This window comes from Atopobacter phocae ATCC BAA-285 (assembly GCF_000526675.1).
Classification (GTDB): Bacteria; Bacillota; Bacilli; order Lactobacillales; family Aerococcaceae; genus Atopobacter; species Atopobacter phocae.
Genome location: NZ_JAGN01000061.1, coordinates 1 through 5311, shown reverse-complemented (window position 1 = coordinate 5311; position 5311 = coordinate 1). Strand labels below are relative to the sequence as shown.

The 5311-nt window shown below is 33.7% G+C and carries 7 protein-coding genes; 6 read left to right on the top strand and 1 reads right to left on the bottom strand.

Translation table 11 applies throughout. The annotated features are described in order from the left end of the window. The 6 genes from L866_RS0107895 to L866_RS0107875 form a co-directional block, all read left to right on the top strand. The coding region (locus L866_RS0107895) for an LPXTG cell wall anchor domain-containing protein (protein WP_025730809.1) at window positions 1-321 on the top strand (321 nt) is incomplete at its 5' end. Window positions 322-1054: 733 nt separating this feature from the next. Next, window positions 1055-1309, top strand: coding sequence for a hypothetical protein (locus L866_RS09530; protein WP_156919545.1), 255 nt, complete (start codon window positions 1055-1057; stop codon window positions 1307-1309). 24 nt (window positions 1310-1333) lie between these two features. Then, window positions 1334-1582, top strand: coding sequence for a hypothetical protein (locus L866_RS0107885; RefSeq protein WP_025730805.1), 249 nt, complete (start codon window positions 1334-1336; stop codon window positions 1580-1582). Between the two features lie 401 nt (window positions 1583-1983). Continuing rightward, window positions 1984-2850: a PTS transporter subunit EIIB gene (locus L866_RS09720; protein WP_051452881.1), complete on the top strand. Its 867-nt coding sequence runs from the start codon at window positions 1984-1986 to the stop codon at window positions 2848-2850. Beyond that, window positions 2789-3421, top strand: coding sequence for a PTS transporter subunit EIIC (locus L866_RS09715; protein ID WP_342664136.1), 633 nt, complete (start codon window positions 2789-2791; stop codon window positions 3419-3421). The genes L866_RS09720 and L866_RS09715 overlap by 62 nt, the downstream gene beginning before the upstream one ends. A gap of 111 nt (window positions 3422-3532) precedes the next feature. Beyond that, window positions 3533-5029: a glycoside hydrolase family 1 protein gene (locus L866_RS0107875; RefSeq protein WP_025730803.1), complete on the top strand. Its 1497-nt coding sequence runs from the start codon at window positions 3533-3535 to the stop codon at window positions 5027-5029. A 19-nt stretch (window positions 5030-5048) separates the two neighbouring features. On the opposite strand, the gene L866_RS0107870 is transcribed toward L866_RS0107875, so the two are convergent. Further along, on the bottom strand, window positions 5049-5311 hold a 263-nt coding region (locus tag L866_RS0107870), incomplete at its 5' end, for an IS256 family transposase (RefSeq protein ID WP_025730801.1).

The following is a 5311-nucleotide window of genomic DNA, read 5'->3' as shown; positions in this document are numbered from 1 at the left end:
GGCCAATTTAAAAATCTAGACGTGGCCGCTAAACTGGGAAGTACGGAGTACTATCAGTACACGGTGAAAGAAGTCGGCGAGCGTGGGCAAGCGATTCAACACGCTAACAAATGGTATACCGTATCGTATGCAGGAGACATGACAACGGGCTATCAAATTGTCAACAAAGAAACACCAACAATTTTAGAAAAGCCAAAGAAAATATTGCCCAAAACCGGAGAAAGTTTTAATATCATATTATATGCAAGTGCGATAATATCGATAGGTGGACTACTAGTATCTTTTCAAAAGCAACCAACGAAAAAGTACAAAGTAAAATAAATCAACCTTTTATCAAATGGTGTTGATTAGTAGGTGAGGTAATCGAAAGATTGCTTCGCCTCTTTTTTTAAATAAAATATGGTGGAAGCGTTCGTATTTGTTATAAAGGCGTCTACCCTTTGTTTTGAAAGTATTAACCGTCGAAATCCGTTGAAATGGTTAAACCCCTAAATGAGAACATCCAGATATTAAGGTAACTTTAGTTGTGCTAGAAAGCAGTTTATGTGATGATTGTATTATAAAATTTGGTTAATTGAATAGTTGATCACATTCATCGTGGCTAACTTAAATAGATTGTTTAATCAGTAATCGTTGAAAGGGTGAATAGAGTGTTCTTTTTAGAAACATGGAAAGTCTTTTATAATCCCAAACATAAATATGAATTATTGAGTGTTATCTTTGGATTCGTCGTCTTGTTTACTTGTAAAAATGATATGTTTGTTAAATGGTCTTTTATGATTTTTATATTAGGTATGATATTAACCAGTTCGATTTTTCGTTTTATTATGGTAGATGAGAATTTTGTTACAAACGATATGAAGCGATTAAAAAAAGATAATGTGGCTGATTTTGTATTCAGCAAAAATATCTTTGTGCTAGTAGGTGTTTTAATGATTTTTTTACTAGTAACAATGGTTAACAGCTTTTTTATTCCCTCATTCTTTACGATTAGTTTCTTTCTCAAATTAATGATATATATACTCTTTACTTTAGGTTCTGAAATATTCTCTATATGGTTCATCATAAACCCATTAAGGCGTATGCATCGGGACTAAATAGAGAAACAATCGAAGATATTCAAGTCGGGTTAAAAGATTGGGTTAATAAAATTCCATCCTTAATTGTCATTTTGCTGTTTTCTATATTATTTTTTAAGGTGGGATTTGAACCTCAATTGTATCAAGCGGTTTGTTATTTTATTGTATGTATCATTACGTTAATTTACTTTATGAAATGGAAGCTTTCGAAGAAAAATAAAATAGAGTAAAAATTTTTAAAGGAGTTGATAGATATGGATGCATATAAAGCGCATGAATATTCAAGTGGTAATCAAAAAATGTTAAAAAAAGACAAGAAGTGTGGCTGCTTTTATTGCTTAGCAATATTTTCACCTGATGAAATATTTGAGTGGATAGGAAGTGGTCCCGATGCGACAGCAATCTGTCCTTACTGCAGTGTTGATTCAGTTTTGTCAGAGTCAGCAGGATATCCTTTAACGAGAGAATCATTAAAGGAAATGCATAAAATTTGGTTTGAATAATATATAAAATCCTATTTAAAATAAAAACCTGTTCAACTAACTCTTGGGATAACAATCTAAGAAAAGAGTGGCGAGCAGGTCTTTTTTATGGCATAGTATTGTTCCTCTTCCAAACAAAATATGGAAAAGGTATCTAGTATTTCTCAAAGTACTTCAGAATAATGATAAATTAAAATGGATTAATTTTTGAGCAGGAACGATTAAAAAATAGCCATAAATAGCCTAAATATTTAGATTAGGTCTTGCACTTTCTTTCAATTTAGTTAGACTATACGCAGATACAAAAAAATAATCGATTAAATTTCTTATATCAGGATAGGATATATAATTATTGATTATTTTAAGATGTTTAATAAAGTTATTTGAATGTAAAAAAACGAAAGAAAGGAAGAAAGTTTTCAATGAATAAAAATATCGATGAGTTAGCAAAAGAAATTATTAATCATATAGGTGGAGAGGATAATGTTTCGGAACTACGACATTGTATGACAAGATTACGTTTTATATTGAAAGATGAAGAAAAAGCAAATACAGACTATCTTAAAAATCATGAAGACATTGTGACGGTGGTTCAAAGTAGCGGACAATATCAAGTGGTCATCGGCAATCATGTCGCAAGTGTTTATCAAGCCATAATGAAACAGATGCGTTTGAATCAGAAAGACTCACAACATGAAATAAAAGAGCCAGCCAATATGAATTTAATCGATCGATTTATTGATTTGATTTCTAGTTTATTTTTACCGTTTATAGCCATTTTATCTGCAACAGGAATGATCAAAGGTCTTGTAGCTATTTTAGGAGCATTTGGATTAAATGCGCAAAATAGTGGCGTTTTCTCTGTGTTTAATGCAGCAGGAGATGCGTTCTTTCAGTTCTTACCTTTATTCTTAGCCGTAACAGCAGCAGAGAAATTTAAAATGAATCGCTATACCGCCCTAGCAATTGGAAGTGCGTTTGTCTATCCAAACCTGACTAAAATTGTTGAAGGCGATGTATTATATACATTATTTAAAAATACACCATTAGTATCAGATGTACATGCTACTTTTATGGGCTTACCAATCATTTTGCCACCGTCAGGAAGCTATTATTCAAGTGTTATTCCAATAATTATTGCTTTATGGTTTGCATCAAAAGTGGAGAAAAAAAGTCAAAGTATCATGCCAACTTCTTTAAATTCATTTTTAACGCCATTTTTTTACAATACTTATAACAGTACCATTATCTTTTATTGTAATTGGCCCAATTTCAACATGGATTGCTAGTTTGATTGGTTATGTTTTCCAAGCAACTTATAACATTAGCCCAACTCTTTTTGGTGCGATTTTAAGTGGATTTTGGCAAATTTTAGTGATGTTCGGGTTACATTGGAGTGTTGTTCCAATTGGATTAATTCAGTTGGCAGAAGAAGGAGCTACTCCTATTTTTGCATTTTCAGGTTTGACTAGTTTTGCGGTATTAGGTGTTTTATTAGCTGTCCTAGTAAAAACAAAGGATAAAAAATTAAAAGGATTAAGTATTCCAGCAAGTGTATCAGCGTTATTTGGAATTACTGAACCAGCTCTTTATGGGATATTATTACCAGTTCGTCGTACCTTTATCAATGCGTTGATAGCGAGTGCAATTGGTGGAGCATATACGGGCTATTTCAACGTAGTAGCGTATCGTTTAGGTGGATCGGGTATCTTTGCCTTACCAAGTTACATTCCAGATAGTGGTGAAATTAATGCAAACTTTTGGCACCGAATCATTACGTTTGTACTAGTTACAGCTATCGGTTTTATATTAACCATGATGACAGATATTTCAAAAGCAAAAACGCATAAAAAAGCATAATAATAGGAAATAGCGATATCAATAGAAATTCATTTTAAAAAGATAGTACAAGCTATAAGGCCAAATCATTGCATCAAAAGTAAATTGAAATGGATAAGAAAGGATAATCATATGAAACAAGTATTCCCTAAAGATTTTTTATGGGGTGGTGCGACAGCAGCCAATCAGTATGAAGGAGGCTATAACTTAGGCGGTAAAACGCTATCTACAGCGGATGTTTATACAGGGGGAAATAAATCGACGCCACGATATGTTACGTTTAAGGATGCGCAAGGGAAAATTGGCTATGCAACAAGATTGGAAGATATTCCAGAAGGTGCTACAGGATATGTAGTGGAAAACCAATATTATCCTAGTCATATAGCAACAGACTTTTATCATCATTGGAAAGAAGACATTCGATTATTTGCGGAGATGGGATTTAAAGCTTATCGTTTTTCGCTTAATTGGACGCGAATTTGCCCAGACGGAAAACTTGAAGTCAATCAAGAAGGGCTTGATTTTTACCATCAAGTTATTGATGAATTGATAAAATATCAAATTGAACCAGTTATTACATTAAATCATTTCGATATGCCACTTTATTTGGCAGATACGTATAATGGATGGGCTGGACGTGAGACGATAGAAAGTTTTTTATTTTTTTGTGAAACAGTCTATCATGCATTTAAGCATAAAGTGAAATATTGGATGACATTTAATGAAATCAATATATTAAATGGATATCCTAAATTGGGGATTCGTTTTCATGATGAGCAGACAGTGATGCAAGCGAAGCACCATGTATTTGTAGCTAGCGCTCAGGCGGTCATTTTAGGGCGACGAATTAATCCAGAATTTAAAATAGGAATGATGGTATGTTATTTACTTAATTATCTGCTAAACAGTCGACCAGAAAATGTCCTCGCATCATTACAATTTAATCGCGAAATGGAATTTTATATGGATGTTCAAGTCCATGGAGAATATCCGCATTATAAGATGAAAGAATTCGAACGCAAAAAAATTAAGATTGACATGGCACCGGATGATCTATCGATAATAAAGCAAGGAACGGTCGACTATATTGGACTCAGTTATTATATGACGTCCGTTTCAGATGTGGATTCGACAGAGCTTGATCGAGTAGTGGGAAATCAAATGACGGTTACTAAAAATCCATTCCTAAAAACATCAGATTGGGACTGGGCGGTGGATCCGCTAGGCTTACGCATTGGATTATCGAAAATATACGATCGCTATCGTTTACCTCTTTTTGTAGTAGAAAATGGTCTAGGGGCGTATGACACGGTCAATCAAGAAGGTCAAATTAATGATGACTATCGTATTGACTATTTAAAAGAACATATTGAAGCAATGAGAGATGCAATAGCGTTAGATGGAGTCGATTTAATGGGATACACACCTTGGGGCTGTATTGATTTAGTCTCTACAGGCACCGGTGAAGTTGAAAAAAGATATGGATTTATTCATGTTTGCTTAGACAATGAAGGCAACGGAGATATGCGAAGAAGTAAAAAGAAATCCTTTGAATGGTATCAACAAGTCATTCAATCTAATGGAACGAATTTAAGAGTCAAGTCCATAATCTTGTGTAAAAGTTTCTAGTACAATGTTCTATACTCTCTTACTGGTTAAACTTGATATACTTTCTTTTAGAACTGATCCATTCGTCATGCGTGTCCATCAGGACAGCACCAATTAAACGATTGGCTGACACACGATTGGGGAAAATACGAATAATCTTTTCTCTTCGGCGTACTTCTTGGTTCAATCGTTCAAGAAGATTAGTACTTTTTAAACGATTGTGACTCTTATCCATTACTGTGTATTGGAAGGCATCTTCGAAGCCATTATCTAAAGTCTCACAGGCTTTTGCATAGTTCCTTT